Origin of the sequence: Streptomyces sp. NPDC059679, from assembly GCF_042734105.1 — a bacterium.
GTDB lineage: Bacteria > Actinomycetota > Actinomycetes > Streptomycetales > Streptomycetaceae > Streptomyces.
In genome coordinates this window covers 1-24,514 of the sequence record NZ_JBHWES010000090.1, presented here as the reverse complement: position 1 = coordinate 24,514, position 24,514 = coordinate 1, and the positions used below count along the sequence as shown (strand labels likewise).

Annotated in this window: 20 protein-coding genes; 8 read left to right on the top strand and 12 right to left on the bottom strand. The window is 72.4% G+C overall.

Features of this window, described 5'->3' with window-relative positions:
• Positions 1–313: 313 nt before the first annotated feature.
• Entirely contained in the window at positions 314–787 is a 474-nt protein-coding gene (locus tag ACFV2X_RS49835; RefSeq protein WP_385629618.1) for an SRPBCC family protein, read from the bottom strand.
• A 236-nt stretch (positions 788–1,023) separates the two neighbouring features.
• Positions 1,024–1,863, bottom strand: a complete 840-nt coding sequence (locus ACFV2X_RS49830; RefSeq protein WP_385629616.1) for a DeoR/GlpR family DNA-binding transcription regulator — start codon at positions 1,861–1,863, stop codon at positions 1,024–1,026.
• A 202-nt stretch (positions 1,864–2,065) separates the two neighbouring features.
• Here ACFV2X_RS49830 and ACFV2X_RS49825 point away from each other — a divergent pair, with 202 nt between their 5' ends.
• Positions 2,066–4,477, top strand: a complete 2,412-nt coding sequence (locus tag ACFV2X_RS49825) for a hypothetical protein (RefSeq protein WP_385629647.1) — start codon at positions 2,066–2,068, stop codon at positions 4,475–4,477.
• Here the strand turns inward: ACFV2X_RS49825 and ACFV2X_RS49820 are convergent.
• The 6 genes from ACFV2X_RS49820 to ACFV2X_RS49795 form a co-directional block, all read right to left on the bottom strand.
• Positions 4,447–6,885, bottom strand: coding sequence for a right-handed parallel beta-helix repeat-containing protein (locus ACFV2X_RS49820; protein ID WP_385629614.1), 2,439 nt, complete (start codon positions 6,883–6,885; stop codon positions 4,447–4,449). The two genes, ACFV2X_RS49825 and ACFV2X_RS49820, sit on opposite strands and share 31 nt — an antisense overlap.
• Positions 6,886–7,058: 173 nt before the next feature.
• Positions 7,059–7,661, bottom strand: a complete 603-nt coding sequence (locus ACFV2X_RS49815; RefSeq protein WP_385629612.1) for a hypothetical protein — start codon at positions 7,659–7,661, stop codon at positions 7,059–7,061.
• A gap of 79 nt (positions 7,662–7,740) precedes the next feature.
• A complete protein-coding gene (locus ACFV2X_RS49810; protein ID WP_385629610.1) occupies positions 7,741–9,489 on the bottom strand; it encodes a GAF domain-containing protein in 1,749 nt (582 codons plus the stop codon).
• Between the two features lie 142 nt (positions 9,490–9,631).
• On the bottom strand, positions 9,632–10,528 hold the full coding sequence (locus tag ACFV2X_RS49805) for a universal stress protein (RefSeq protein ID WP_385629607.1): 897 nt from the start codon (positions 10,526–10,528) through the stop codon (positions 9,632–9,634).
• Positions 10,529–10,728: 200 nt separating this feature from the next.
• Complete coding sequence (locus tag ACFV2X_RS49800; RefSeq protein ID WP_385629604.1) at positions 10,729–11,154, bottom strand: ATP-binding protein; 426 nt, start codon at positions 11,152–11,154, stop codon at positions 10,729–10,731.
• A gap of 198 nt (positions 11,155–11,352) precedes the next feature.
• Positions 11,353–13,734 (bottom strand): phosphoketolase, encoded by a 2,382-nt coding sequence (locus ACFV2X_RS49795; protein WP_385629601.1) that lies wholly within the window; start codon positions 13,732–13,734, stop codon positions 11,353–11,355.
• A gap of 157 nt (positions 13,735–13,891) precedes the next feature.
• On the opposite strand from ACFV2X_RS49795, the gene ACFV2X_RS49790 reads away from it, so the two are divergent.
• From ACFV2X_RS49790 to ACFV2X_RS49780, 3 genes are all read left to right on the top strand, one after another.
• Complete coding sequence (locus ACFV2X_RS49790) at positions 13,892–14,341, top strand: cyclic nucleotide-binding domain-containing protein (protein ID WP_385629598.1); 450 nt, start codon at positions 13,892–13,894, stop codon at positions 14,339–14,341.
• Between the two features lie 54 nt (positions 14,342–14,395).
• Positions 14,396–15,019: a TlpA family protein disulfide reductase gene (locus ACFV2X_RS49785; protein WP_385629595.1), complete on the top strand. Its 624-nt coding sequence runs from the start codon at positions 14,396–14,398 to the stop codon at positions 15,017–15,019.
• Positions 15,020–15,146: 127 nt separating this feature from the next.
• Positions 15,147–15,848 carry a response regulator gene (locus ACFV2X_RS49780; RefSeq protein ID WP_385629593.1) on the top strand — a complete coding sequence of 234 codons (702 nt, stop codon included), beginning with the start codon at positions 15,147–15,149 and terminating at the stop codon, positions 15,846–15,848.
• A gap of 328 nt (positions 15,849–16,176) precedes the next feature.
• On the opposite strand, the gene ACFV2X_RS49775 is transcribed toward ACFV2X_RS49780, so the two are convergent.
• Positions 16,177–17,064: an MOSC domain-containing protein gene (locus ACFV2X_RS49775; protein WP_385629590.1), complete on the bottom strand. Its 888-nt coding sequence runs from the start codon at positions 17,062–17,064 to the stop codon at positions 16,177–16,179.
• 107 nt (positions 17,065–17,171) lie between these two features.
• On the bottom strand, positions 17,172–17,678 hold the full coding sequence (locus ACFV2X_RS49770; RefSeq protein ID WP_385629587.1) for a DUF6643 family protein: 507 nt from the start codon (positions 17,676–17,678) through the stop codon (positions 17,172–17,174).
• Between the two features lie 233 nt (positions 17,679–17,911).
• Between ACFV2X_RS49770 and ACFV2X_RS49765 the strand changes: the two genes are divergently transcribed.
• Positions 17,912–19,267, top strand: coding sequence for a TerD family protein (locus tag ACFV2X_RS49765; protein WP_385629644.1), 1,356 nt, complete (start codon positions 17,912–17,914; stop codon positions 19,265–19,267).
• Between the two features lie 9 nt (positions 19,268–19,276).
• Here the strand turns inward: ACFV2X_RS49765 and ACFV2X_RS49760 are convergent, their stop codons facing one another.
• The gene (locus ACFV2X_RS49760; protein ID WP_385629585.1) at positions 19,277–20,605 is read right to left on the bottom strand and encodes a glycosyltransferase; all 1,329 of its coding nucleotides are present in this window, start codon (positions 20,603–20,605) and stop codon (positions 19,277–19,279) included.
• A gap of 25 nt (positions 20,606–20,630) precedes the next feature.
• On the opposite strand from ACFV2X_RS49760, the gene ACFV2X_RS49755 reads away from it, so the two are divergent.
• The 3 genes from ACFV2X_RS49755 to ACFV2X_RS49745 all read left to right on the top strand — a co-directional run bounded on the left by ACFV2X_RS49755 (position 20,631) and on the right by ACFV2X_RS49745 (position 23,349).
• Positions 20,631–21,455: a glutamate racemase gene (locus ACFV2X_RS49755; RefSeq protein ID WP_385629583.1), complete on the top strand. Its 825-nt coding sequence runs from the start codon at positions 20,631–20,633 to the stop codon at positions 21,453–21,455.
• Between the two features lie 127 nt (positions 21,456–21,582).
• Complete coding sequence (locus ACFV2X_RS49750; protein ID WP_385629582.1) at positions 21,583–22,152, top strand: hypothetical protein; 570 nt, start codon at positions 21,583–21,585, stop codon at positions 22,150–22,152.
• A 180-nt stretch (positions 22,153–22,332) separates the two neighbouring features.
• Positions 22,333–23,349, top strand: coding sequence for a methyltransferase (locus ACFV2X_RS49745; RefSeq protein ID WP_385629580.1), 1,017 nt, complete (start codon positions 22,333–22,335; stop codon positions 23,347–23,349).
• 118 nt (positions 23,350–23,467) lie between these two features.
• On the opposite strand, the gene ACFV2X_RS49740 is transcribed toward ACFV2X_RS49745, so the two are convergent.
• Positions 23,468–24,514 (bottom strand): alpha/beta fold hydrolase (locus ACFV2X_RS49740; RefSeq protein WP_385629577.1); only part of this gene is annotated, 1,047 nt, incomplete at its 5' end.

Below are 24,514 nucleotides of genomic sequence, written 5' to 3'. Positions count from 1 at the left end.
GCCGATGAGACCGTTGGCACCCCGCCCTGGAGCGGGCCACGCCACGCCCCGGAGCGGGCCATGGGGTGCGAGGCGGGCGGCTCTGCGGTCGCCGGGCGGCGGGGCGCGTTGAAGGCCGTCGCGGAGAGGGGCGCCGGGGGGTCATCGGGGGCGCACGGGGAGCGGGGTCGCGCTCCTGTGCGACCCTGGCGACCGGTGTCCCGAAAAGTGCTCCTCCGCGCTGTCTCGACAAGCGCTGCTCAGCGAGGCTCAGGACGGCTCAGGGCGACCCCGTACGACTCAGGAAGACGCGCCGCCGACCTGCGCCGGTCCTTCAGCCGGCCAGTCGGCGGTCCAGTGCGCGCACCGCGTCGCGGAAGGCGCGCCGCAGGCCCGGCCGCAGCAGCCGCAGGGCGCCCCGTAGCGGTGCCGCCCCGTCCACCGCGAAGGTGTACCGCACCACGGAGCCGGTGCCGGAGGGGGACGGCATCAGCCGCCACTCCTCCAGCAGGGCGCGCAGCCCCGGCGCATTCGTCCGGTCCACGCGGTAGGCGTAGCACTCCGCGGGGTCCGCCGCCATGACCGTCTCGATGAAGCGGGTGCCGCCCTTCAGCCGGATCTCGCGGCCCTTGCCGTCGTCGGTGGAGCGGGCGGCGGCGACCTGGCGGTACCAACGCGGCCAGTTCTCGATATCGGCCAGCGCCTTGAACACCGCCTCGGGCGGGGCGGTGGTCTCGGCGACGAAGACCAGCCGCAGCGGGGCCGTGCGGACGTAGTCGAGTCCCACGGGGCGCAGATGATGCCTCATGCCGCCAACGGTAACTGACTGCCCGTCAGATGTCTTCGGCCCCAGCTGGCTCCCCTCTCCCCGCGCAGCGCCCCGAGACACGTGCCCCTCTTCCCGCTCAGTCTCGCGGCGCTTCTACGCGCGGGCTTCCTTCGTCACTGCTCGCTCCTTCGTCACTGCTCGCTCCTTCGTCACTGCTCGCTCCTTCGTCGCTGTGCGGCTCCTCAGTCCAGCCCGCGCAGTGCCCCGAGACACGCTCACATGGTGGCGGCCTCGCCCGCCACCACCAGCTCCCCCGGCAGATGCTCCAGGATCTCCGCCCGCGCCTCCCCGGGCAGCCCCGGGTCCGTCACCAGCGCGTCCACCTCGTCCAGCGAGGCGAAGGAACTCAGGCCCACCGTGCCCCACTTGGTGTGGTCGGCGACCACCACCACCCGCCGCGCCGAGCGGACGAAGTGCCGGTTGGTCTCCGCCTCCGCCAGGTTCGGGGTGGACAGGCCGCCCTCCACCGATATCCCGTGCACCCCCAGGAACAGCACATCGAAGTGGAGCGAGCGGACCGCGGCGTCCGCGACCGGACCCACCAGCGTGTCCGAAGGGGTGCGCACCCCGCCCGTGAGCACCACCGTCGCCGCCCCGGGGCGCGGCCCCGCCCCGCCGCCCGCGGCCGACCGCTGCGCGTTGTAGAAGACGTCCGCCACCCGCACGGAGTTCGTCACCACGGTCAGATCCGGCACATCAAGCAACTGCTGCGCCAGCGCGAACGCCGTGGTCCCGCCCGCCAGCGCGATGGCGGTGCCGGGTGCGGCCATTGCCGCGGCGGCCTTCGCGATGTCTTCCTTGGCGCTCAGCTCAAGACCCGACTTGGCCTCGAACCCCGGCTCGTACGTGCTCGCCTCGGCGACCGGCACCGCGCCGCCGTGCACCTTCTCCACCATGCCCAGCCGGGCCAGGGCGTCCAGATCGCGACGGACCGTCATATCCGACACGTTCAACTTGCGGGTCAGCTCGTTGACCCGCACCCCGCCGCGCCGTCTCACCTCGTCGAGGATCAGGGCACGCCGCTGCTCGGCGAGGAGATTCTGGTTGTCGCTCACCGCGGCCCGTCCCTTCTCGTCTCCCTCGGCCTTCCACCGCTCGCCGGCACATCTTCGCATGCCGCGGGGACACACGATCGTCTCCGAACCCCGGGATTACGATTTCGCCACGCCCGGCGCGGCCGCGTCCGACGCCCGCGCCGAGGGCACGATCCTGGACGGAACGACCACACCGGGATCGGGGGACACGGTGGCACAGGCGATGCGTACGAGTACGGAAACGGCGGCGGAAGCGGGCGGAGGGCCCCCGCCCGACCTGGAGTTACTGGTCCACGGCGTCGGCGGGACCACCCCGCAGGAAATGCTCACCGACCCGCGGACCGTACTGGTCACCGGCGACGAGACCGCGGGGATCTACCGGCGCATCGAGGACGCCGACGCCGAGGACCGCCCGCAGGACTACCGCGAATCGCCGGTCCGCGAGGCCTACTGCTGGTCCAACCTCACCTCGGGCAACGGCGCCCGCGCGCTGTGGCTGCTCCTGCTGCCCTTCATGGTCGCCAACCTCGCCCACTGGATGCGGCCCGCCGCCGACCGGCGCGAGCGCACCGTGCGCGCCTACGGCCTCCTGGTGCGGCTGATCGCGCTGAGCCTGACCGTCCTGCTGCTCGCCGGGGCCTGCGAGGTGGCGCTCGACCTGGTGGCCTGGCAGTGCGCCGGCTCCCATTCCTGCGGCGGCCACAGGTCCTGGCTCGGCTTCATGTCGCCCAGGGACCGCGGCTGGTGGAGCCAGCCCGGCCGCCGCCTCGCCCTGGCCGCGCTCGTGCCCACCGCGCTCGGCGGACTGCTGTGGTACCTGTCCAACCGCACCTGGAGCGCGTACGAGTCACAGCCCCCGCTGCGCCGGCCGGTGGACGAGTCCGACCCCGCCTCGGGTAACCGCGCCGCGCTGTGCCTGCCCGGCTTCTGGTACGGCCGCAGGATCGTCGCCCGGCTGCGCGCCGCGCACACCGCCGCGTGCTTCCTGACCGTCGCGGCGGGCCTCACCGTGGCCACCGCCGCTCATGACCGGGAGCCGGGCGGCAGCGCCCTCCTCGACGCCGTCGGATGGCTGCTGCTCGCGCTGCTCGTCGCGGGCGGCGTGCTCGTGGTGTACGTGGTCTGCCGCCGGGGCCGCAGCGAGACCAAACTCGACGACGAGCTGGACCGGGTCACCACCACCGCCCTGCCCGGCGCCGCCCTCGGCCTGCTCGCCCTGGCCATGCTGTACGCCGGCTGGTCCAGGCCCGGCTGGACCTCCCAGGGGCGGCTGCCCGGCGACGCGGCCTTCGGCGTCCTCGCGGTCATCCAGGGCACCCTGGTCGTCGCCCTGGCCGGCTGCGCCCTGGCGCTGCACCGCGCGGCGCCCGCCGGGCGCACCCCGCTGCGCGGTCTGGCCGGTCCGGCCGTGGCGATGCTGGCCTGCGGGCTCGGCGCGGTGCTCTGCGGCGGCGTCGCCCAGCGCGTCGCCGACTGGCTGGACGGCGACGCCACGCCCGGTATGGACAGCGGCGCCCCGATGGACGGGCCGCCGGTCCTGCTGTCCTGGCAGGCCGCGGTCATCCCCACCGTGCTGCTCGTGGTGGTGCTGGTGGCCCTGTTCTTCGCCGTCCGGGTGTGGCGGGTGCGGCGCCGGCTGGTGCGTACCGTGCCCGACGGCTACCCGGGGGAGCGGCCCGACGCCGTACGCACGCGCAAGATCGCGGGGGTGATCGCCCGCGCCGGGCTCACCGACTCCGCCCCGGGCATCGTCGGCCCCGTCGCCCTGGCCACCCTGCTCCTCGGCGCGGCCGCGGTCGTCGGGGCCTGGGCCAGCCACCAGGTGCCGGGACGGGCCGCCGACGGCGCGCCCCCGGTGATCGAGGCCGCCGCCCAGACCGCGCAGGCGCTCGGCTCCTGGCTGATGGGCCTGGCGTTTCTGCTGCTCGTCACCTGGGCCCGGCGCGCCTACCGCAGCCCCTCCGCCCGCCGCACCATCGGCATCCTGTGGGACGTGGGCACCTTCTGGCCGCGCGCCGCCCACCCCTTCGCGCCCCCTTGCTACGCCGAGCGGGCCGTCCCCGATCTGACCTGGCGGATGGAGACCTGGACCCGGCGCCACGGCGGCCGACTGGTGATCTCCGGCCACTCCCAGGGCAGCGTGCTGGCCGCCGCCGCGGTCTGGCAGGTCGACCGGCGCACCCGCGGCCGGGTCGCGCTGCTGACCTACGGCTCACCCTTGGAGCGGCTGTACGGTCGCTGGTTTCCCGCCTACTTCGGGACGGCCGAGCTGTGTTCCCTGCACGACGAGGTGCGCTGCTGGCGCAATCTGTGGCGGTACACCGACCCCATAGGCGGCCCAATCCGGCTGCCGGACGGCACCGGGCCCGAGGTGGACCACGACGGGCTCAAGGACCCGCTCGCCTACGGCCGCACCCCCGACCACCCGCTGCCCGCCCCGATCCTCGGCCACGCGGACTACCAGGCCGACCCCGCCTTCGACCGGGAGCGGGCCGGGCTGCTGGCCCGCCTCCCGGAACAGCACCCGGCGTCTCACCAGAACTGCGGCCCGGTGTCTCGCAAGAGTTCGGGCCCGGCGTCTCACAAGAGTTCGGGCCCGCCGTCTCACAAGAGCTCCGGCAGGTCCTCCGGGTAGAGCAGCGTGAGGTCGTCCGTGCTCGGGTCGGTCAGCTGCGCCACCCGGCCCGCGTGCCGCTCGACCATGGCCTCGAAGGTCTGGCGGGCGGTGCGGCCGTTGCCGAACGCCGGGCCCTTGGGGATCGCCGTGAAGTACTTCAGCAGCGCCTCGACCGCACCCTCGCCGATCCGGTACTCGTGTTCCTCCGCCTGCTGCTCTACGATCCGCAGCAACTCCTCAGGGGCGTAGTCCCCGAAGGTGATGGTGCGCGAGAAGCGGGACGCCACGCCCGGGTTGACGGACAGGAAGCGCTGCATCTCCTCGGTGTAGCCGGCCACGATGACCACCACCGCTTCCCGGTGGTCCTCCATCAGCTTCACCAGGGTGTCGATCGCCTCACGGCCGAAGTCCCGGCCGGAGTCCTCCGGCGACAGCGCGTACGCCTCGTCGATGAACAGCACGCCGCCGCGCGCCCGGTCGAACGCCTCCTGGGTGCGGATCGCCGTCGAGCCGATGTGCTCGCCGACCAGGTCCACCCGGGAGACCTCCACCAGATGGCCGCGCTCCAGCACCCCGAGCGAGGCCAGGATCTCCCCGTACAGCCGGGCCACCGTCGTCTTGCCGGTGCCGGGGGAGCCGGTGAAGACCAGATGGCGGCGCACCGACGCGGCCTTGAGCCCCGCCTCCTGCCGGCGTCGGCCCACCTCGATCATGTCGGTGAGGGCGCGCACCTCGCGCTTGACGCTCTCCAGGCCCACCAGCGCGTCCAGTTCGCCCAGCACGGCCTTGGAGGCGCGCACCTCCACCGCGGGGGCAGCGGGCGCGGCCGGGGCGGCGGCGCCGGCGGCGGTGCGCTGCGCCGGAATGCTCCCCAGCAGCCCGCCCGTCGATGTGGCGGTCTCCACCGCGGGCGTCCCGGCCGCCGGGGCGGCCGACCGCGCGGCGGGTGTGGCCGCGCTCTCGTCGCTCGTGCAGTCCTCCACGATCGGACCGGCCTCGGAGAACTCGTAACCGCCGCGCGAGCACCGCTCGGTGCGGCACCGGGTCAAGGTGGACCGGCAGCCGTCGATGATGTGGAAGCCGTAGCCGCTGCTGCCGGTCACCCGGCAGTTGTGGAACGTGCCGCGGCCCTCGGCCGACACATAGAAACCGGCCTCGGTGGGGGAGGTGACCGCGGTGCGCTCGACCCTGGGGTCGGCGCCCTTGGTGACGATCACGCCGGTCGAGGCCCCGTCGATGGTGCAGCCCGCCAGCGTGCCGCCGCTGCCGTGGTCACGGAACCAGGCGCCCGTCGCCGCCTCGCGGATCCGGCAGTCGTCCAGCTGCGCGGTCGCCCCGTCGCTCACCGACACCGCGGTGTTGCGCACCTGCGACAGATCGCTGTCGACGACGTCCACGCGCGAGCCCCGGTCGAGTACGAACAGCGCGTCCGGTACGTCGTGCACCCGGCACGAGTCGAGGACCGCCGTCGCCCCATCGCTCACCCACACCGCGGGATAGTCGCCCGTACTCTCGTGCAGCTCGCACTGGTTGGCGTCCACGCGGGTGCCCGGGTCCCACACCGACAGGCCGTTGCGCCCGAACCGGCGCACCTTCGAACGGGTCAGGGTCAGCACCGACCGGGACCGCAGATCGATCGCGTTCTCCGGGACGTCGTGGATATCGCAGTCCGCGAGGGTCAGCACCGCGTCCGTGTCGAGGTTGATGCCGTCGCCGGTCGTACGGTGCACCCGGCAGTCGGTCAACGACCCCGTGGCGCGCCCCGAGACCTGCACACCGGCGCCCTTGACCTCGTAGATCTCACAGCCGACCGCCTCCAGCGCACTGCCGTCGCCGGTCAGCGACAGCCCCGCGCCCGAGGCGTGGTGCACCCGGAAGCGCTCGAGCCGCGGATGCCCGCCGCCGCGCACATCGACGCCCGACTGGCCCGCCGCCACCACCTCACAGTCCTCGAACACCCCACCGGCCCCGTCGAGCACGCTGACCCCCACGCCCGCCGGATTGTCCACGGTGCAGCGCCGCACGGTGGGCCGGGCGCTGCCGCGCACCTCGATCCCGACCGCCGAGCGCGTCGCCACCCGCACATCCGAGACCTCCGGGGCGCCCTCCTCGACGAGCAGCGCGGGCGAGGCCGAATCCTGGCCCTCGATATGCAGATCCTGGATCACCGCGGACGCGCGTATGGTCAGGGCGACGCCGTCGGCCGGGGCGATCCGTACCGAGCCGCGCCCCGAACCCTCGGGGCCGCGCAGGGTGACGGCCCGGCCGACCACCAGATTCTCGCGGTAGGTGCCGGGGGAGATGGAGAGCACATCACCGTCCCCCGCGGCCTCCAGGGCCGCCGAGAGGGAGGCGTACTCTCCTGTGCGCCGCCGCCACCGCGACGTTCCGCTGTGCGTCACCTGGACGACCGAGCCCTGTGCCATGGTGCTGCTGTGCCCCCACCTCGTGCGTATGCCGGCTGCGTGCGACTTTGCCACTGTGCTGTGAAGGCCCAACCGTAGCGTGCGTGGCGGGCGGTGTGTTGACGCGGCCGTGGCCGGAACGCTTCGCTCCGGTCCCGCGCCTCAGCGCGGTGCGACGCGGTGGCACACGGCCGTCAACTGCCGGCACCCGCCCGGCCCCAGTCCTGGCCGGCCCGCTCCCACTCGATGTCCCACTGGGCGTAACGTCGGCGCATCAGCCGCCATACGACCAGCCGCCGGGCGCCCTCGAACAGCCCCGCCGAGGCCGCTCCCGCCGCCAACCCGGCCAGCACGGCATGGGTGGCGGCGGTCGCCTCGTCCAGCGGCCGGCCCGTCGGCCGGCCCTGTCCGTCGGTCCAGAGCCGGAACTGCTCGCCCGGGTCGGCCCCCGGGTGGGTGCCGAGCGCCCCCGAGTGCCTGCTGCCGTCCGGCCCGGTCCACTTGGCGAACACCCGGCGGTGCGCATCACGCGCCGAGGCGGTCTCCGGGTCGGAGTCGATACGGGGGTGCGGCAGGACCTTCACCACGGTCGCCGTGACCAACTGACGATGCGCCCGCTGCTCACGTACGGCGTCCTGGAGCGCCCCATTCGTGAGGGAGCCCGCCATCCAGCCGACCGCGGGGGCCACGAGGACGATGAGCAACACGGCGAGCAGCGCCGCCCACGCCTCGGCGAGGTCCGTTCCACGGCGCAGCGGGTTGCGCCGCCAGCGCCACAGTCCGCGGATCGTCCGCATGCTCACGCACCCCCTTCCCCATTTGTGGATACCGCATGCCGGGCCGGAAATACGTGGATTCGTCGAAGAGAGAGCAATATCACGAGGTCGGGCCCTCCGTCGCGTAAGGTCGGCCGGATGCCAGGGGTACCCGCCACACCAGCCGCGTACCCCCCGCCTCGGGCGCCTCGATGTGCAGCGTGCCGTCGTGGAGTTGGGCCCTGGAGCGCATGTTGACCAGGCCGCCGCTGGGCGCGCTGCCGCCCATGCCCACCCCGTCGTCCGTGACGGTCAAGGCGACCTCCGCCCCGACGCCCAGCCGTACGTCGACCCGCCGCGCCTGCGCGTGCCGGGCGGTGTTGCTCAGCGCCTCGGCGAGCACCGCCAGCACCTGATCGGCCACCTCGTCCGGCACATCCGTGTCCACCGGCCCGTCCACCACCAGCGACGGGGTGAAGCCGAGCACATCGGACGCCGACCGGATGGCCTTGACCAGACGCCAGCGCAGACCGGTGGCCTCGGCGTCGCCGTCCCCGACCACCCGCAGGGCGAAGATCGTGGAGCGGATGATCTTGATGGTCTCGTCCAGATCGTCCACCGCCCGCCCCACCCGCTCCGCCGCCTCGGGGTGCTTGATCAGCCGGCCCGCGCTCTGCAGCGTCAGGCCCGTCGCGAACAGCCGCTGGATCGCCAGGTCATGCAGATCGCGCGCGATCCGGTCGCGGTCGTGGCGCAGCGCCAGCCGCTCCGACTCGGCGCGGTGCCGGGCCAGTTCCAGCGCCAGCGCCGCCTGCGCCGCGAACCCGGAGAGCAGCGCCACCTCGGTCTCGTCGAACGGCGGCCGCCCGGCGAGCCGGCACAGCCGCAGCGACCCCGAAGTCCGCTCGCCCGCGACCAGCGGCACGGCCACCAGCGGGCCGAACTCCCCCTCCCGGGCCGGTATCGGCCAGGCCCGCGGATCGTTCCGTATGTCGCCGCTGACCGCGGGCCGGCCGGTACGCGCGGCAAGACCGGCCAGCGACCCGTCCGACGGCACCACCTGCCCGCCCAGCCGCTCCGCGTCATGGCCCTCGGCCACCTCCACCAGCAGGCTGTCCGTCCCCTCGGCCGGGAGCAGCACCGCCGCCGAATCGGCCAGGGACACCTGGAGGGCGAGGCGGGCGATCAGGCTCAGCGCCTCGCCCGACGGGGCGCCGGCCAGCAGCGTCCGGGTGATCACCCCCGACGCCTCCAGCCACTGCTCGCGGCGCCTGCTCTCGTGATACAGCCGGGCGTTGTCGATGGCCACGCCCGCGGCGACCGACAAGGTGGTCAGCACCGCCTCGTCCTCCGGGTCGAAGCCCGCGCCGCCGCGCTTCTCGGTCAGATACAGAATCCCGAAGACCTCGTCGCGGACCCGGATCGGAACCCCCAGGAACGACCGCATGGGCGGATGGTGATCCGGAAAGCCCTGGCTGGACGCATGCGCGGCCAGATCGGTCAGCCGCAGCGGCTGCGGACGGCGGATCAGCTCGCCGAGCAGCCCATGGCCGCCGGGCAGCGGCCCTATGCGCCGCGCCAGCTCCTCGGATATGCCCACCGGCAGAAACTGCGACAGCCGGTGCTGGTCGACCACGCCCAGCGCGCCGTACTCCGCGTCGGCCAGCACCACCGCGGCCTCCACGATCCGCCGCAGCACCTGCTCCAGATCCAGCTCGCGGCCGACGCTGAGCACCGCCTCGAGCAGGTTGTGCGTACGGCCCTGCGTGGCGCGCGCCGCGTCCAGCCGCGCCTGTAGCTCGTGGAGGAGCTGGTCCAGACTCAGTTGGGGCAGTGCCGGATGGCGCCCCTGATCCGCAGTGCCCGACACCTGGCCTCCGTCGTGCCCGTCAGCCGCTTGACGGCAGCCTAGCCGCGCGGAGGCTTTTCAGGGGCGCGAGTGCCCAAGTCGGCCGAGTGTCCGAGTCGTCCGGGTGCCTGAGCCGTCCGGGTGCTCAAGCCGCTTGCCGTGCTCAGCTCTGCGGGACCACCGCCACCGGGCACTGCGCATGGTGCAGCACCGCGTGATTCACCAGGCCCAGCTGCATACCGAAGTGGCCGTGCCGCCGCCGCGCCCCCACCACCAGCAGGTCGGAGTGCGCCGAGGCGTCCAGCAGCGCCTTGCGGGGCGACGCCTCGACCACCCGGTGCGCCACCGGTACGGGCGGCAGCGCCGCCGCCGAGGCGCCGCCAAGCGCCTCGTCGAGCAGTTCGCCGGCGCGCCGCGCCCGGTCCTCGGGGCTCCCGTGCTCCCCGGCCGCCTCGGCGGCCGCGAAACGCCAGGCGTGCACCGCCTCCAGCTCGCAGCCGCGCAGCCGCGCCTCGCGGAGCGCGAAGGCGTTCGCGGCCGCGCCCGCGGCGTATTCGGGTCCGCTGGGTCGCTCGCGCTCGGCGATGCCCACCGTCACCCGGTTCAGCCGGCCCTGCACATTCTCCGGGCGGCCGCGGACCACCACCACCGGACAGTGCGCGCGGGCCGCGATGCCAAGACCCACCGAGCCCAGCAGCAGGGACGCGAACTCCCCGCGCCCCCGCGAACCCACGACCACCGCGTCCGCGCTCTGCCCGGCGCGCAGCAGGGCCGTCACCGCGTCGTCGGGCGCCACGTCGGTCATCACCTTGAGCGCCGAGGCGCGCCGCCCCGCCCGCTCGGCGGCCATGGCCAGCACGGCCTCGCTGTGGACCCGCTCGGCCGGGCGGTCCGGCGAGGTCGTGGGGATGTAGCCCTCGTAGCGCTCCCACAGGGACGCGTGGACGATGCGCAGCGGCAGCCCGCGCCGTGCGGCCATGCCGGCCGCCCAGTCCAGTGCGTCGAAGGCGGCGTCCGAACCGTCCACCCCCACCACGACGGGTAGCTCCACCGCGCCCACCGCCTCTCATGTCCGCACATGGATGTGTTCCTTCCCATTGTCCTGCCGGGAGGCGACCGGGGGAGTAGGGACCGGTCAGCGCGCGTGGCGGGCCGGTGAGCACAAGAGGCCGGGTGAGCACGGGCGGGCGGGCACGGGCGGGCGGGCACGGACGGGCGGGCACGGGCGGGTGGGTGAGTTTGAGTGGCCGGCGGAGCCGTTCAGCGCAGCCGCATGGCGAGCGTCACCACGGCCCCCACCGCGCCCGCGCTGACCGCGAGCCGGTCGGTGACCAGGCGGGTCAGCCACAGCCCGCGTCCGCTGGTCGCGCCGTCCAGGCCCGGCAGGATCCGGGGGATGACGTCCTCGGAGAAGCCGGGGCCGGAGTCGCTGATCCGGCACTCCAGTTCGTTGCCGACCCGCCGCAGCAGCAGGGCCCCCTGCCCGCCCGCGTGCTCCACCGCGTTGGTGGCGACCGCGTCCACGGCCAGGACGAAGTCGCCCCGGCGCGTCTCGGTCAGCCCGGCCCAGGCCGCGCACTCCTCGACCTGCACGCGCAGCAGCGGCAGCTCGCGTGCGGTGAAGCGACGCTGCAGCAGACGTTCGACGGCTTGATCGGCGGACCACAGGCGGGGTTGCGCCGGCACCGGTGCCTCCCGTTGACGAGTGCGAGCGACAGCAGGGTCGATGAAGGAGCCGAGGGTACGGGCCATGGGCCGCCCGCGCACGCAAGGACCGGCGATGACGACTCGGACGCCATTTGTGACCGGAAGTGGACGTGCGGCGCCCGCAACCTACTCGGTCGCGTACCGCTTCCTGTCGGCTACCGCTGCCCAGCAACCCGATCAACCCGGCCAGCTCCACTGGACCACCTCCGGCAGATCGACGCCGTGCCGCCGGATCCAGTCGTGGTGCCGATGGCGCATGTCCTCCATGGCCTGGCGCAGCCCGGCGGAGCGCACCGCGAGTCCAGGCACCCGGTCCAGCACGTCCATGACCAGCCGATAGCGGTCGAGGTCATTGCGTACGACCATGTCGAAGGGCGTGGTCGTGGTGCCCATCTCCTGGTAGCCGCGCACATGGAGCCGCGGATGGACGGCCCGCTGGTAGGTGAGCCGGTGGATCAGCCACGGATAGCCGTGGTACGCGAAGATCACCGGCCGGTCGCGGGTGAACACCGCGTCGAACTCGAGGTCCGTCAGCCCGTGCGGATGCCGCTGACGCGGCAGCAACTTGGTCATGTCGACGATGTTCACGACCCGGACGGCCAGCTCCGGCAGCCGCGTACGCAGGATCGACGCAGCCGCCAGCACCTCCTGGGTCGGCACGTCCCCCGCGCAGGCGAGGACCACCGCCGGCTCGTCGCCCGGCCGCTCCGTCCCCGCCCACTCCCAGCTGCCGAGGCCGCGCGCGCAGTGGTCACGGGCCTGCTCCAGGCCGAGCCAGTCGAAACAGGGCTGCTTGCCCGCCACCACCACATTGACCACGTCCCGGGTGCGCAGCACATGATTGGCGACGCACAGCAGGGTGTTGGTGTCCGGCGGGAGGTACACGCGCACCGTGTACGGGTCCTTGTTGAGGACGTGGTCGATGAACCCGGGGTTCTGATGGGAGAAACCATTGTGATCCTGCCGCCACACATGTGAGGTCAGCAGGTAGTTCAGGGCGGCGATCGGGGCCCGCCAGGGGATCGTACGGGCGGTCTGGACCCACTTGACGTGCTGGGCGGCCATGCTCGCGACGATGTCGGTGAACGCCTCGTACGAGGAGAACAGACCGTGCCGCCCGGTCAGCAGATACCCCTCGAGCCAGCCCTGGCACAGATGTTCGGACAGTACCTCCATGACCCGGCCGTGCGGCCCCAGGTGCTCATCCGTCTCCACCGTCTCGGCCTGCCAGGCCTTGTCCGTCACCGCGTACACGTCCTGCAACCGGTTGGACGCCGTCTCGTCCGGCCCGACCAGGCGGAAGTCGCGGCGCCCTGCCGTGTCGGCCATCACCTGGCGCAGCAGCCCGCCGAGCACCCGCGTCGGCTCGTGCAGCCGGGTGCCGGGCTTGTCCACGGCGACGGCATGCCCGGCCAGATCGGGCAGCGGCAGCTCGCGCAGCAGCCGGCCGCCGTTGGTGTGCGGATTGGCGCCGAGCCTGCGGTCGCCCGCCGGTACGTAGGCCAGGACCTCGGGGCGCGGACGGCCGTCGGCGCCGAAGAGCTCGTCCGGCCGGTACGAGCGCAGCCACCGCTCCAGCTGCCGCAGCCGCCCCGGATCCTCCCGGACCCCGGCGAGCGGCACCTGATGGGCGCGCCAGGTGCCCTCCACTGGCACCCCGTCCACCTCGGCCGGGCCGGTCCAGCCCTTGGGCGTACGCAGCACGATCAACGGCCAGTGCGGGCGCTTCCGCGCCCCGTCACCCTCGCGCGCGGCCCGCTGGAAGGCGGCGATCCGGTCCAGCGCGAGATCGAGCGCCGCCGCCATGTCGTGGTGCGCCTGCGCCGGGTCCTCGCCCGCGGTGGCGGTTACGTACAGCGGCTCGTGGCCGTAGCCGCGCAGCAGCTCGTCCAGCTCGCCTTCGGGCAGCCGGGCCAGTACGGCCGGATTGGCGATCTTGTAGCCGTTCAGCTGCAGCACCGGCAGCACAGCGCCGTCGTACACCGGATCCAGGAACTTGTTCGAATGCCAGGACGCGGCCAGCGGCCCGGTCTCCGCCTCCCCGTCGCCGATCACACAGGTGACCACCAGATCGGGGTTGTCCAGCGCCGCGCCATAGGCGTGCGCGAGGGAGTAGCCGAGTTCGCCGCCCTCGTGGAACGAGCCGGGCACCTGGGGCGAGGCATGGCTGGGCACTCCGCCGGGCGTGGAGAACTGGCGGAAGAGCCGGGCCATCCCGGCGAGGTCCCGCCCCACGTCCGGACACAGCTCCCCGTACGTGCCGTCCAGCCAGGCCCCGGCGAACACGGCCGGCCCGCCGTGGCCCGGGCCCCAGACGCACACCGCGTCCAGGTCACGGGCCGAGATCACCCGGTTCATATGCGTGTAGACGAGGTTCAGCCCGGGACAGGTGCCCCAGTGGCCCAGCAGCCGCGGTTTGATGTGCTCGGGGCGCAGCGGCTCCGCCAGCAGCGGATTGCCGGTCAGATAGATCTGGCCCGCCGCCAGATAGTTCAGCGCCCGCCAGTGGGCGTCCAGGCTGTGCAGCTCGCGGTCGGTGAGCGTGACTTGCGGTCCCATGCGCGACTCCGTGAGAGACGGCGGCCTCACGACCCATGTACGACCATGCCACAAGCCGGGCACGGCCGCCCTTCGGCCGCCCGCGCGTCCCGCTCTCACGGCCCGCTCTCACGCCCGCCGAAGGGCGCGCAGGGGCGGGAGGCGGCACAGTGAGGACATGAAGGGACTACTCAGCCCGCTCAAGACGGAGCACCGCGATCGGCTGATGGCGCTCGCCCGCGAAGTGTCCTTCCCCGCGGGCAGCCGCATCTTCGAGGAGGGGCGCAAGGCCGACCGCTTCTGGATCATCCGCACCGGTTCGGTCACCCTCGATCTGCACGTCCCCGGCCGGCGCGCCGCCGTGATCGAGACGCTCGGCCCCGGCGAGCTGATCGGTTGGTCCTGGCTCTTCCCGCCGGACACCTGGCACCTGGGCGCGGAGGCGCTCAGCCCGGTGCGCGCACATGAATTCGACGCGGAGGCGGTACGCCGGCTGTGCGACGAGGACACCGAACTCGGCTACGCGCTCGCCCTCGCCTGCGCCCAGGTGATCGGACGCCGCCTCCAGTCCGCCCGCACCCGCCTGCTGGACCTGTATGGGCCGTACGCGGGGGGCATATCGCCATGACCGGACCAGGGACCCGGGCGCCGGGGCGGACCCGCGACCTGCGAAGCTGATCGCATGAACACCCGTCATTTCACCTCCGGTTCGGCCGCTGTACTGGCCGCCGCCCTCCTCCTGTCGGCCTGCGGGATGGGGACGAGCTCCACCGGGGACTCCGGGGACTCCGGGGGCTCCGGGGGCGACTCCTCGAAGTCGGGCGGCGGCAACGAGGTGATCAGCAGCTACGCCCCGGGCGAGCGCGAGCAACTGCGGGAGATCTCCGGCAAGACCCTCCAGGGTAAGCCGCTGGACCTCGCGGACTACAAGGGCCATATCGTCGTGGTCAACCTCTGGGGCTCGAACTGCGGGCCGTGCCGGGCCGAGGCGCCCAATCTGGTGAAGGTGGCCAAGGAGACCGAGGCCGAGGGCGTACGGTTCGTCGGCATCAACACCCGGGACCCGAGCCGGGAGGCGGCTATCAGGTTCGAGGAGGAGTACGGCGTCTCGTACCCCAGCCTCTACGACCAGATGGGCCGGATCGTGCTCAAGCTCCCCCGGGGCAGTGTCAACCCGCAGACCATCCCCTCGACCGTCTTCCTCGACGGCAGCGGACGGCTCGCCGCCCGAGCGCTGGTGCCGCTCAGCGAGCGGGATCTGCGCGGGGTGCTGCGGCCGCTCATCGCGGAGCAGAAGAAGGCTTGAGGCGGCCCGCGGCCAGGTGTTCGGGCGGCCGGGGGCCGAACGGCCCCTTACCCCGCGCCGCGACGGGACGGAAGGCTGGGCGGCGGATCACGACCGGCGCACCCCACGCGCCACGAAGGGAGAGGCAGTGACACAGGCGGCCGACCCCGCGAGGCCCGCGACACGTATCGGGGTCTTTCTGCTCGACGACCACGAGGTGGTGCGGCGCGGACTGCGCGATCTGCTCGACGCTGAGCCCGACCTGTGCGTGGTGGGGGAGGCGGCCAACGCGCGCGAGGCCATCGCCCGCGCCCCAGCCGTACGGCCCCGGGTCGCGGTGCTCGACGTACGGCTCGGCTCCCCGGCCGAGGGCGGCGACCACGAAGGGATCGAGGTGTGCCGCGAACTGCGGGCCCGGCTGCCCGACTTGGCCTGTCTGATGCTCACCTCCTTCGACGACGACGAAGCGCTCTTCGACGCCATCATGGCGGGGGCGGCCGGCTATGTGCTCAAGCAGATCAACGGCTCCGACCTGGTGTCGGCCGTACGCACCGTGGCCGGCGGCCGGTCCATGCTCGACCCGGGCGCGACCGCGCGAGTGATGGCCCGGCTGCGCGGGCCGCAGCCCAGCGGGCCGGTGGAGCTGGAGCGGCTGTCGCCGCGTGAGCGGGAGATCCTGGAGCTCATCGGCGAAGGGCTGACCAACCGCCAGATCGCCGAGCGGCTGTTCCTCGCCGAGAAGACGGTCAAGAACCGCATCTCGACGATCTTGTCCAAGCTGGGCGTGGGACGACGCATTCAGGCCGCGGTCATCGCCGAGCGGATCAGGGACCGGCGCGCGGCCGAGTGAGGTCGCTTTTGGGCCGGGCATTGCCGTGGGGTGTGCCTGCATCGCGCGGGGCCGACGTTCGCGTGCGGTCGACGTTCGCGCAGGGCCGATGTTCGCGTGGAGCTGACGTTTGCGTGGGGCGCGAGGCCGGACTCCCCTTCCGGTCTCGCGCCCCACGCGCGCACGGGGGCACGCCCGTCCGTGTGGCTCCTCACCGCAGTGGGGTGGGAGCCTGGCACGCCCCGGTGGCGAGGGTGGTTCCCAGGCACTGGTGATCAGCATCGGGGGCCGCGCAGCCGCCGGGAAGGGGCCGAACGGCCCTGATGGCCGGGCCGGACGGGGCCATTGGCTACTCGAGGATCTCGACCCGGTCGCCCAACCGCAGTGTCCCCGAGCCGCGCCCTTCCCCCAAGAGCCCGACGGCCGAGGGAAGTTCGGGGAGCTCGGGGAATTCCGGGACGAGGTTCTGCCCGAAGAGGAGCTGATCGCCGGCGCGCCGGTGGCGGGCCAGCGTACGCAGCGGCTCCTTGCCGCGCTCGGCGGTCTCCTGGTCGGTGGTGGTGATCACACACCGGGCACAGGGCTTGGTGACCCGGAAGACGACCTCGCCGATCCGTATCCGCTGCCAGTCGTCCTCGGCCCAGGGAGCGGTGCCCTCGACCACCACATTCGGCCGGAAGCGGTTCATCGGCAGCGGCCCCTCGTCAGGGTGATCCCCTTGAGCGATGAGTGAGTTGAGCGCGTCCAGCGACGCGGTGGTGGTCAGCAGCAGCGGAAACTCGTCCGCCAGGCTCACGGTCTCGCCCCCGCGAGCGAAATCCGGAGCCAGCGGCCTGCGGCGCGCCGGATCGTCCAGATGGACCAGACGGACCGGAGAGCCCAGAAAACCGCTGAACCACTCGTCGGCCGCCGCGCCCGCCGACACCACCTCGACGGCTTCCTTGTGCAGCCACACGGTCGACACCGCCGCGGCGTCCCCCGGCTCGGGCACGGCGACGGTCAGCGGCTCATGGTCGGCAGCGCTGAGCCGGATGCCGCCACCGGGCAGCGGCTCGGCGGAAACCAGCGCCATACGGGCCTGTTGGCGCTGCGTCACATACCGTCCGCCGGGCTCGACGACCATCCACCTCCGGTCTCCCGCAAGCCCCCACGGCTCGACGACCGCCTCGAGGGGAGCGGCCCCCGCGGCCGACTTGACGGGGTACACGTGGATAGCGCTCAGCGCTGGATTGACCATGTCGACAATCTTGCCAGCCGGGTCCGACAGCGTCGTGTCAAAGTCACCCCACGGTCCCCGGCCGACCCGGCCCCCATCCGGGGCCGGGCCCCGCGGCGCGGGGTGGCTCAGTAGCCGGCCCCCGGCTGCTGCGGCCGGCCCTGGTACTGCTGACGGCCGTAGGGGTCCTCGTACGGCGACGGCGCGGGCGCCGCCGGCCGGGGTGCGGCGGGGCGCGGCATGGCCGGACGCATCGCCTCGTAGCCGTTGGGCGCCGCCGGACGCTGCTGCTGCGGGGGCTGCTGCTGTGTCCCCGGGTAGCCGCGCGGACCCGTCGCCTGCGGCGGGATGTACGGCGAGGGCGCCTGCTGCAGCCCGCCGGGCTGCGGCTGCCCACCACCCGTCTGGTATCCCTGCGAGGGGTTGTACTGCGAGGAGGAGGGCGCGGCCGGCAGCGCGGGCAGCGCGGAGGGCAACGCCGGGAGGTGGCTGCCGGTGTCGTACGGCGGGGCCACTCGGATGGGCGCGATCTGCGGTGTCCCCCGCTCGGCGACGAGACTGTCGTAGATGGGGGTGTCCGGGAAGGACGACGAGGAGTAGTAGCCGCTGCCGTAGCTACCGCGGGGGGAGGTCATAGCCCATAAGTTAAGCCCACGATGTGCCGATTGGGGAGTCCGGTAAGAGGGTTGTTTTACCGGCTGGGAGCGGTCGGCGTTCCCCAATCCGAGCGAATCTGGCAAAAACGGTCGGCAGGGTACGTTGAGATCCTGTAAAGAGCTCGTTTTCGACGGGTTACCGATCGCGGTCCGATGATCGTGTGTCCGTGGCCGAAATGAACAGATCAGAAAGGCAGGGGGACAGCATGGCGATGCGCAAAGGCAGCAATGTTCCGGTTCCGGTGTCGGCGGTGCGGGTCGAACTGGGCTGGCGCACCGGCCCGGGGGTGCCGGACGTCGACGCCTCGGCGCTGCTGCTGGTATCCGGAAAGGTCCGTTCCGACGCGGACTTCGTCTTCTACAACCAGCCGGCACACTCCTCGGGCGCCGTACGCCACGAAGGCAAGCGAACCGCCGGTGACACCGTGACCGACACCCTTTCGGTGGACTTCGGCCGGGTGGAACCCGCCATCGAGACCGTCGTGCTCGCCGCGTCCGCGGACGGCGGCAGCTTCGGCCGGGTCCCGGGCCTGTACATCCGGGTGCTGGACGCCTCGGGCGGTGCGGAGCTCGCCCGGTTCGACAGCGAGGACGCCACCGTCGAGACCGCGTTTGTGCTCGGCGAGCTCTACCGGAGGCAGGGCGCGTGGAAGTTCCGCGCCGTCGGCCAGGGGTACGGCAGTGGACTCGCGGGCCTCGCCACGGACTTCGGCATCAGCGTCGATGAGCCCCAGCACGCCCCCGGTCCCGCCTCCGTCCCCGCCCCGGCCGCCGCCCCCGCGCCCGTACAGCCGTCCGCGCCCCTTCCGCCCCCGCCGCCCACGGCGCCCGCCGCGCCGCTTCAGCCGCCGACCGCGCCCGCGTACCCGCCCGCCGCGCCGCCGGCCCCCGGGTACCCGGCTCCCGCTTCCGCTCCCGGTTCCGCCCCGGTGAGCCTGTCCAAGGTCACCCTGACCAAGGAGGCCCCCTCCGTCTCGCTCACCAAGCAGGGCGGCACCTCCGGCGCCATGCGGGTGAACCTCAACTGGCAGGTGCGCAAACAGTTCCAGGGCTGGGGGCAGAAGCTCGGCAGGGCCATCGCCATGCACGGGGACCTCGACCTCGACCTCGGCGCGCTGTTCGAGCTCTCCGACGGCAGCAAGGGCGTGGTGCAGGCGCTCGGCAACTCCTTCGGCTCGCTGCACCAGCCGCCGTTCATCCAACTCGACGCCGACGACCGCACCGGCGCCCGGACATCCGGCGAAAACCTCACCATCAACCTCGACCAGAAGAACGCGTTCCGCCGCATCCTCGTCTTCGTCACGATCTACGAGGGCGCCCGCAGCTTCGCCAACCTCAACGCCACCGTCACCCTGCAGCCGCAGCACGGCGCACCCATCGACTTCTCGCTCGACGAGTGCACCGTCCCCTCCCCGGTCTGCGCCCTCGCGCTGATCACCAACAACGGCGGCGACCTCATCGTCCAGCGCGAGGCCCGCTATCTGGTGCCCGAACGCGGCGTCAGCCCCCAGCGCACCCTCGACTACGCCTACGGCTGGGGCATGAACTGGACACCCGGCCGTAAGTGAGGCGAGCCGTCAGGGCGCGGCGCCGGGGCGGGCGTAGGTACGCCCCTTCCACGCGGCGCCGCGCCCCTGATAGTGGCGGACCGCCGAATCCACGGTCATCAGCAGATACAGCAGCGCCGTCAGCGGCAGCAGCGGCGCCAGCCACAGCGTCTGCCGGTAGTAGCGCAGCATGGGGACGTACGTCACGGCCATCAGCGCCCAGGCGGCGGCCCCCGCCGCCCACAGCGCTGGCCGGCCCGCCGGCAGCCCCGCGAACAGCGCCACCGGGGGCACCAGGTACACCAGCGCGAGCCCCGCCACCGTGGCCACCAGCAGCAGCGGATTATGCCGCAGCTGCGCATAGGCGCTGCGCGAGACCATCCGCCACAGCTCGCCCAGCCGCGGATACGGCCGTACGCTGTCCACCCGGTCCGCGAGCCCCAGCCAGATCCTCCCGCCGCTCCGCTTCACCGCCCGGGCCAGCGCCACATCGTCGATGACCGCGTGCCGGACCACATCCGGGACCCCGGCCCGCTCGGCCGCCTCCCGGCGCAGCAGCACACACCCGCCCGCGGCCGCCGCCGTCCGCGCCCCCGCCCGGTTGACCCACCGGAACGGGTAGAGCTGCGCGAAGAAGTACACGAACGCCGGGACGATCAACCGCTCCCACGCCGTCGCCACCCGCAGCCGCGCCATCTGCGACACCAGATCGAGCCCGGAGCCGCGCGCCGCCCGCACCAACTCGCGCAGGGAGTCCGGTTCATGCGCGATATCCGCGTCGGTCAGCAGCAGATACTCCGTGTCCGGGCGGGCCTCGGCGAGCGTCATGCCGTGGCGCACCGCCCAGAGCTTGCCCGTCCAGCCCGGCGGCGGCTCACCGGGCGAGTCCACGGTCAGCGGCAGCCCGCCGTGCTCATCGGCGAGTTCGCGGGCCAGCTTGCCCGTGTCGTCCGTACTGCCGTCGTCGACGAGGAAGATCTCCGCCGGCCCCGGATAGTCCTGCGCCAGCAACGACGGCAGGCTCACCGGGAGGACGGCGGCCTCGTCCCGGGCGGGGACGACGACGGCGACCGGCGGCCAGCGCTCCTCGGCGGCGAGGTCCGCCGGGTCATCAACCAGGACGACGGGCTCACCGCCGGGGTTCGCGCGCGCACTGCTGGGGTCCGGCCGCGCACCGGGGTCCACCTGTGTACCGGGGTCCACCTGTGTACCGCCGCGGGGCAGCCGGACATCCGTACGCCAGAAGAAGCCCTGGCCCAGCAGCAGCCACGCCCACACGGCAAGTGACCCCACGGCGATCCACGTCAGCGCGTCCACCGTGGCAGTCTGCCCGACCAGGAGCCCGGTCGCCGGGCGCATCAGGGCGATCCATTAAAGTGACCGGGTGAAGATCGCGCTCATGGACTCCGGAATCGGCCTGCTCCCGGCAGCGGCTGCGGTGCATCGGCTCCGGCCGGACGCCGATCTCGTTCTCTCCTCGGACCCCGACAGCATGCCCTGGGGCCCGCGCACCCCCGAAGACGTCACCCAGCGCGCGCTGGCCTGCGTCCGCGCCGCCGCCGTGCACCGCCCCGACGCGCTGATCGTCGCCTGCAACACCGCCTCCGTGCACGCCCTGCCCGCGCTGCGGGCCGAGCTGGAGCCCGGGCTGCCGGTCATCGGGACCGTACCCGCGATCAAGCCCGCGGCGGCGGGCGGCGGACCCGTCGCGATCTGGGCCACCCCCGCCACCACGGGCAGCCCCTACCAGCGCCGACTCATCAGCGACTTCGCGGACGGCGTCACCGTGACGGAGGTGGCCTGCCCGGGGCTCGCCGAGGCCGTACAGCGGGCCGACTCGGCGGCGATCGACGCCGCGGTGGCCGACGCCGCGGCCCGCACCCCGCGCGACATCCGGGCCCTCGTCCTGGGCTGCACCCACTACGAGCTGGTCGCCGACCGCATCCGGGCCGCCGTCCAGCCGGCCGACGCCCCGCCGATTGCCCTGCACGGATCCGCCGGGGCCGTCGTCGCCCAGGCCCTGCGCCGGATCGGCGCCACGCCCACCCCCTCGGGCGAGGCGGCACAGGCGGCCTCGTCGGCGCTCGCGGACCTTCCCCAGGGACGGCTCACCGTGCTCCTCAGCGGCCGCGAGGCCGCGATGCCCGAGGCCGCCCTGGCGTACGCGGAGGGGCGTCTGCTGGCGGCCGAACCCCTGGCGCGGGGCTGACGCGGCTGGCGCGGGGCTGACGCGTGCGGCCCAGGGCGCGGCCCAAAGCTGGGCTCGCCCGGAAACCTTTCATGCTCCCTACCACAGTCCTCTGCCGGGGTAGCGGAACGTGGGTACCCTGCCAGCTATGAGGCACCACGGCGAGGACGACGAGCGCGACAGGCCGGCCGGGGCCGGGAAGCCCCCTGAGATCTGGACCGGGCGGGCGCACAACCGCGCCCAATGGCTGCTTGCCGCCGGGGGCGCCGCCTGTGTGGCGCTCGGCATCGACCTGGCCGTCGCCTCTCCCTGGACCTCGGGTCTGGCCCCGCTCCTCATGGCCGTGATCGGCTGCCTCGCGGCCGGACTGCTGATGCTCTTCGGCACCCTGGCCTTCGTCCACGTGGCCGTGCGGGTCGACGAGGAGGCCCTGGAAGTGCGCTGCGGCCACATTGGGCTGCCCCGGCGCCGTATTCCTCTCGATGATGTGGTCCACGCGGACTTCGCGCCCCGGGTCACCCCATTCCAGTGGGGCGGCTGGGGCTACCGCTGGCGCCCGGACAAGGGCACCGCGGTGATCGTCCGCCGCGGTGAGGGCCTGGTGGTCCGGCTCGGCGACGGCCGGATCTTCACCGTCACGGTGGACAACGCCGAGACCGCGGTACGCGTGATCCGCGACCGGCTACGCGGCGTCGCGGCCGGGGCCTCGCAGGCCTAGATCCCGTCCGAGGTCACCGGCTATACATGATCCTGATAACGGCCTGGAAGGTACGTCCTTCCGGGCCGTTCCCCCGTTCGGCCCCGTTCCGTCAGCAGGTCCCGTTCAGCCCGTTCCGTTCACCCTGCTTCCGTTCGACAAACGGAAAACGGAGGAAAACGATATGAGAGAGGTCGGCAGATGAGCGCACTGACACCGGAAGCACTGCTCGCGGATTACCTGGCCCTGGCGGACGACAGCTGTGTCGCCGTGCTGCCGCACGTGCTGCGCATTACGGCCGAACTCGGCATCGCCGACGTCATAGCGGCGGACACCAGGACCGTCGAGGACATAGCCACCGCCACGGATGCGGACATCGAATCCCTCTACCGCCTGCTGCGTGCCCTGGTGTCGGTGGGCGTGCTCCTGGAGGACCCGTCCCGCTCATTCCGGCTGACCGAGACCGGACACCGCCTCCGCGCGGACGCCCCGAACAGCGTCCGCGAATCCGTCCTCAACGCCGACTCCCAGCGGGCCTGGCTCCGCGGTATCGACACCATCCGCAGTGGGCGCTCGGTCTTCGACAGCGTCCACGGCGGGGATTTCTTCGCGCACAAGAATTCCGACGGCGACGCCGATCGCGCTTTCCTGCGCCGGATGCGGGAGCGCACCGGGCGGCTGTACGGGCAGTTCTCCGCGACGCCCGACTGGCGGCAGTCGGACATCGTCATGGACATCGGGGGCGGCGACGGCTTTATGCTGGAGCGCGTCCTGCGCGAAGCCGATCATGTCCGGGGAATTCTCTTCGATCGGCCGTCGGTCGTCGACATGGTCAAGGATTCCGAGCACATCCGGTCGCTCGGAGAGCGCTGCCGGCTCGAAAAGGGCGACTTCTTTAAATCGCTGCCTTCAGGGGCCGACACCCATATGCTGTGCAGCGTGCTGCACGACTGGACGGATAGCCAAGTGGTCGCCATTCTGCGCAACAGCAGGAAGGCGCTGCGGGACGGCGGGCGGCTATTGATCGTGGAGATGCTGGTGCCGGAGGACCAGGAATGGCACCCCAGCCGATGGAGCGACATCGGGATGATGGTGCTCACTGGCGGCCGTGAACGCACGGCAGCGGAATTCGAGACCTTGCTGAGCGATTCCGGATTCGTCCTTTCGAGCGTGACCCCGATTTCCGGCTCTTATTTCTCGGTTATGGAAGCGAAATAGAAGGATTTGGGTAGCCGCTGATGTCACGTCTTTCGGCGTGATTCGATGGGCCTGGTGGCGTGGCGTAGCGCATACGCCACGCCACCAGGCTCATCTGCGTCGACTGTGACTTGATCGCCTACCGTTCCGGTCGCTCCCGCAGCGCTGCGGCCAGCGTTCGGCCGATCTCGGCGAGCGGACCGGGCTGCATCATGTTGACGTGCTCACATGGAACCGCGTGTTCGTGCACGTGCCCCGTGATATACGGAGCCCACGCCCGAGGAGCGGCCACCGGCATATGGTTGTCGACGCCTGCGGTGAAGAACAGCGCATCGCCGGAGAACTTTTCCAGCGTGGCGGAGCGCCCGAGGGCCCGGTTGTTACCGACCGCGACGGCCAGCGCGGATATTTCGTCCTCGCTGAGAGCGATGCCTCCTGTCATCTCGCCCATGTGCTGCCTGGCGTAGTCGCGGAGGAGGGCGGAGAGATCCGCCGCATCGGCATCCTCCGGGATTGTGTATCCGGCGCCCTCCGCCAGTGCGTATATAAGGTTCTCTTCTTTTTCCGGGCCCGATGGAAGAACCCCGTCGTTTGGATAGGCATCGAGCATGGTCAGCAGGCTGACGACTTCTCCCTGACTCTGTAGCAGTACCGCCGCAGCATGAGCGACCAGCCCCCCGAAGGACCAGCCGAGCAGCCGGTAGGGGCCGACGGGCTGAACAGAACGCATCAGCTCCACATAATCCCGCGCCATTTCCTCCAGGGAGGTAGGCAGCGGCTCCTTCCCCATCAGGCCGCGCGACTGGAGCCCGTAAATGGGGACTTCTTCTGGGATGTGCCGCAGCAGACCGGCGTAACACCAGCTGAGCCCTGATACCGGATGTACGCAGAACAGCGGTCGCTCTTTGCCGCTCGAGCGGATCGGGAGGAGCGGATCGAACGGATCCTGGCTCGCCCCGTCTTCGATGCGCTCGGCGAGGCCGGCGACGGTGGGGGCTTCGAAGAGGGCGCGGATGGTGAGTTCGACGTCCAGGGTGGTGCGGATGCGGCTGATCAAGCGGGTGGCGAGGAGGGAGTGTCCGCCGAGGGTGAAGAAGTTGTCGTCGATTCCGACTTGGGTGGTTCCGAGGGTTTCGGCGAAGAGTTGGGTGAGGGTTTCTTCGTGTGGTGTGCGGGGTGGGCGTTG

What these genes read in the sequence shown, in the direction of transcription:
- ACFV2X_RS49835 (WP_385629618.1), bottom strand. Translation starts at nt 787, where the DNA reads ATGAGGCATCATCTGCGCCCCGTGGGACTCGACTACGTCCGCACGGCC.
- ACFV2X_RS49825 (WP_385629647.1), top strand. Translation starts at nt 2,066, where the DNA reads ATGCGTACGAGTACGGAAACGGCGGCGGAAGCGGGCGGAGGGCCCCCG.
- ACFV2X_RS49820 (WP_385629614.1), bottom strand. Translation starts at nt 6,885, where the DNA reads ATGGCACAGGGCTCGGTCGTCCAGGTGACGCACAGCGGAACGTCGCGG.
- ACFV2X_RS49815 (WP_385629612.1), bottom strand. Translation starts at nt 7,661, where the DNA reads ATGCGGACGATCCGCGGACTGTGGCGCTGGCGGCGCAACCCGCTGCGC.
- ACFV2X_RS49795 (WP_385629601.1), bottom strand. Translation starts at nt 13,734, where the DNA reads ATGGGACCGCAAGTCACGCTCACCGACCGCGAGCTGCACAGCCTGGAC.
- ACFV2X_RS49790 (WP_385629598.1), top strand. Translation starts at nt 13,892, where the DNA reads ATGAAGGGACTACTCAGCCCGCTCAAGACGGAGCACCGCGATCGGCTG.
- ACFV2X_RS49785 (WP_385629595.1), top strand. Translation starts at nt 14,396, where the DNA reads ATGAACACCCGTCATTTCACCTCCGGTTCGGCCGCTGTACTGGCCGCC.
- ACFV2X_RS49775 (WP_385629590.1), bottom strand. Translation starts at nt 17,064, where the DNA reads ATGGTCAATCCAGCGCTGAGCGCTATCCACGTGTACCCCGTCAAGTCG.
- ACFV2X_RS49770 (WP_385629587.1), bottom strand. Translation starts at nt 17,678, where the DNA reads ATGACCTCCCCCCGCGGTAGCTACGGCAGCGGCTACTACTCCTCGTCG.
- ACFV2X_RS49765 (WP_385629644.1), top strand. Translation starts at nt 17,912, where the DNA reads ATGCGCAAAGGCAGCAATGTTCCGGTTCCGGTGTCGGCGGTGCGGGTC.
- ACFV2X_RS49760 (WP_385629585.1), bottom strand. Translation starts at nt 20,605, where the DNA reads ATGCGCCCGGCGACCGGGCTCCTGGTCGGGCAGACTGCCACGGTGGAC.
- ACFV2X_RS49750 (WP_385629582.1), top strand. Translation starts at nt 21,583, where the DNA reads ATGAGGCACCACGGCGAGGACGACGAGCGCGACAGGCCGGCCGGGGCC.
- ACFV2X_RS49745 (WP_385629580.1), top strand. Translation starts at nt 22,333, where the DNA reads ATGAGCGCACTGACACCGGAAGCACTGCTCGCGGATTACCTGGCCCTG.